Consider the following 3,132-nt stretch of genomic DNA (forward strand, 5'->3'; position numbering starts at 1 on the left):
ACCGCACACGTGTCGTACGACGAAGCCGACGCCCTCGGTGGCGCGCGGCGGACTCCCGGGTTCCGGGGACGCCCGGGGAGCCCTGCGTCAGGCCTTGCTGCCGGCCTTGGTGGAGATGTTGGAGCTGGTGGTGTCCTTCTGCTTGTGGGACTTGTCCAGGACCATCACCAGACCCGCGATCACCACGAACAGGGCGATCGGGATCGCGACGTAGAGACCCAGCGTCTGGATGACGCTCAGGCCCGAGCCGGGGTCGTCGCCGTCGTCGCGGGTGAGCGCGAGCGCGGGGGACGACATGAGCAGCATCATCAGCGTCGTACCGGCGGCCAGGGCGCCGGCGCGCAGGGCGTTCTTCTTGTCCACGACGTCAAAAGTATCGAACGGCGAACGGGCCCGCGCGTCCGGGGTGCCGTAGGAGGACACCCGGGGCGCTCTAGCCCGCCGCACCGTCCCGGGCCCCCGCTCGCAACACCTCCACCAGCGCGTGCAGCCGGGGTGCGGCCGCCAGGTCCTCCAGCGTCACCGGCCGGCCGTCGGCGTCGGCGATGGGCAGCCGCCAGTTCGGGTACTGGTCCCAGGTGCCCGGCAGGTTCTGCGGGCGCCGGTCGCCCACCGTGTCGGGCAGCCAGACGCCCACGAGCCGGGCCGGGGTGCGCAGCAGGAAGCGGTGGACGGCCTGGATCTCGGCCTCCTCCTCGGAGGGACCGCGGCCGCCGCCCGTGCCGTGCAGCAGGCCGAGGCGGGCGAGCAGGGCGAGCCACTCCCCCGTGTCGGCGGCGGCCTCGGCCCGTTCCTCCTCCAGGGGGCGGGTGAGCAGGCCGAGACGGTGGCGCAGTTCGACGTGTTCGCCGGTGAGCCGGGCCGCGGTGGACGGCAGGTCGTGGGTGGTGGCGGTGGCGAGGCAGTCGGCGCGCCAGGCCTCGGGGGGCAGGGGGCGGCCGTCGCCCTCCCAGTCCCGTTCGAACCACAGGACGGACGTGCCGAGCACGCCGCGCTCGCGCAGCGCCTCGCGCACGCCGGGTTCGACGGTGCCCAGGTCCTCGCCGATGACGACGGCCCCGGCGCGGGAGGCCTCCAGCACCAGGATGGCGAGCATGGCCTCGGCGTCGTAGCGGACGTAGGTGCCCTCGGTGGGCGGGTGGCCCTGCGGCACCCACCACAGCCGGAACAGGCCCATGACGTGGTCGATGCGCAGCGCGCCGGCGTAGCGGAAGAGCGCCTTCAGCAGCCGGCGGTAGGGCTCGTAGCCGGAGGCGGCCAGGCGGTCCGGGCGCCAGGGCGGCAGGCCCCAGTCCTGGCCGCGGGCGTTGAAGGCGTCCGGCGGGGCGCCCACCGACATCCCGGCGGCGAAGTACTCCTGCTGCGCCCAGGCGTCGGCGCCCTCGGGGTGCACCCCGACCGCGAGGTCGTGCACGATGCCGACGGGCATGCCGGCCTCGCGGGCGGTGCGCTGGGCCGCGGTCAGCTGGGCGTCGGTGAGCCAGGCGAGGCGGCAGTGGAAGTCCACGCGGTCCATCAGCTCGCCGCGGGCGCGGGCGGTTTCGGCCGAGCGGGGATCGCGCAGCCCCTCGGGCCAGTGTCTCCAGTCGGGGCCGTGCACCTCGGCCAGGGCGTACCAGGTGGCGTGGTCCTCCAGGGCCTGGCCCTGTTCGGCGAGGAAGTCGGCGTAGGCGGCGCGCCGGCCGGGTCCGAGCGGCACCTCGCGGATCAGCTCCAGCGCCTCCCGCTTGAGCTCCCACACGGCGTCCCGGTCGATCAGCGCGTCCTTGCCGAGGACGGATTCGCGCAGGCGGGCGGCCCGCTCCAGCAGGCCGTGCAGGCGTTCGCGGTCCTCGACGTGGGCGTACTCGGGCACGTTCTCGACGCGCAGGTGCACGGGGTCGGGGAAGCGGCGGGAGGAGGGGCGGTAGGGCGAGGGGTCGGTGGGCGCTCCGGGTACGGCCGCGTGCAGCGGGTTGACCTGGACGAAGCCGGCGCCGAGGGCGCGGCCGGCCCAGGCGGTGAGTTCGGCGAGGTCGCCGAGGTCGCCCATGCCCCAGGAGCGCCGGGACAGCAGGGAGTAGAGCTGGACGAGGAGGCCGTAGGAGCGGGCCGAGGGGGTGGGCAGCCGGGACGGGGCGACCACGAGGTGGGCGGTGGCGGTGCGGCCGTCGGGGGCGGTGGCGGTGAGCCGGTGCAGTCCGGGCGGGAGGCGGTCGGCGGCGGCGCGGGTCTCGCCCTGTTCGGTCTCCACGCGCAGCCGGGTGCCGGGCGGGAGGGCGTCGAGCGCGGCGGAGGTGCCGCCGCTCCACAGCACGACCGTGGGCGGCAGCAGCCGTTCGGCGAGCTCGCGTTCCCGGGCGGCCAGGGCCGCGGCGGGGTCGGAGGTGTCGACGCCGAGGGCGGCCAGGGCGAGGGTGACGGCGGTGGCGGACGCCGTGACCGTGCGGTCCGGGGAGGGGCTGTAGGAGGTGGCGACGCCGTGCAGACGGGCGAGCCGGGTCAGGTCCTCGGACGGGGGTTCGGCCGGCGGCTGCGCGGTCATCTACGGCCTCGTGTCATCCGGCTCGGCAGCGGCGGACTCGCTGGTGAGGTGGGCGGTGTCGGCGAGGGGCGGCTCGCTGGTCAGCGGCTCCGCGTCGGGCAGCGGCGGTTCGCTGGTGAGCGGGGTGTCGGCGCAGACGCCCTCGGCGCTGAAGACGCAGAAGTGCGGCTCGCGGGCCGGGGAGGGCAGCTGCGCCACGGGTTTGGAGAGGGAGTGTGCCGGTGCGGCCACGGGGGCCTCCTCGTCGTCGGGTACGGCGGGTACGGGTGGGTCGTGCGGCCTTTCGGTTACCGCAGCCCTACCCAGTGGGCGCGACGGCAGACGTACGCGAGGGGACTACGTGCACCTCGTCACATTCTGTTCCCGGCGCCCGGCCTCGTCCAACGAGCGCGTCACCCGCACCGGGAACTCCTTTGTGCGCGGCGCGATTGACGCGTCGAACGACTTCTTTTCGGCGTCCGGGGGCGGTGGGATATTGCTGCTGTGGCGGCCACGGAGAGAGGTGCGAACGCCCCCAGCTTCTTTACGAACCTGTCACAACGCTCGCCTGGCTGGCCGGCATCACGACCCGGGGGAAACTGGGCACGACGGTTTTCATCGCTCCTTAG

Annotated in this window: 3 protein-coding genes; all 3 read right to left on the reverse strand. The window is 74.7% G+C overall.

All coding sequences use genetic code 11. The annotated features are described in order from the left end of the window. Nucleotides 1–87: 87 nt before the first annotated feature. Nucleotides 88–363, reverse strand: a complete 276-nt coding sequence (locus tag ACYF6T_RS44305; RefSeq protein ID WP_461703667.1) for a hypothetical protein — start codon at nt 361–363, stop codon at nt 88–90. Between the two features lie 70 nt (nt 364–433). After that, the gene (gene malQ, locus ACYF6T_RS44310; RefSeq protein WP_461703668.1) at nt 434–2,524 is read right to left on the reverse strand and encodes a 4-alpha-glucanotransferase; all 2,091 of its coding nucleotides are present in this window, start codon (nt 2,522–2,524) and stop codon (nt 434–436) included. Next, nucleotides 2,525–2,755: a hypothetical protein gene (locus ACYF6T_RS44315; protein WP_461703669.1), complete on the reverse strand. Its 231-nt coding sequence runs from the start codon at nt 2,753–2,755 to the stop codon at nt 2,525–2,527. Nucleotides 2,756–3,132 lie beyond the last annotated feature (377 nt).

Source organism: Streptomyces sp. 7R007, from assembly GCF_054850255.1.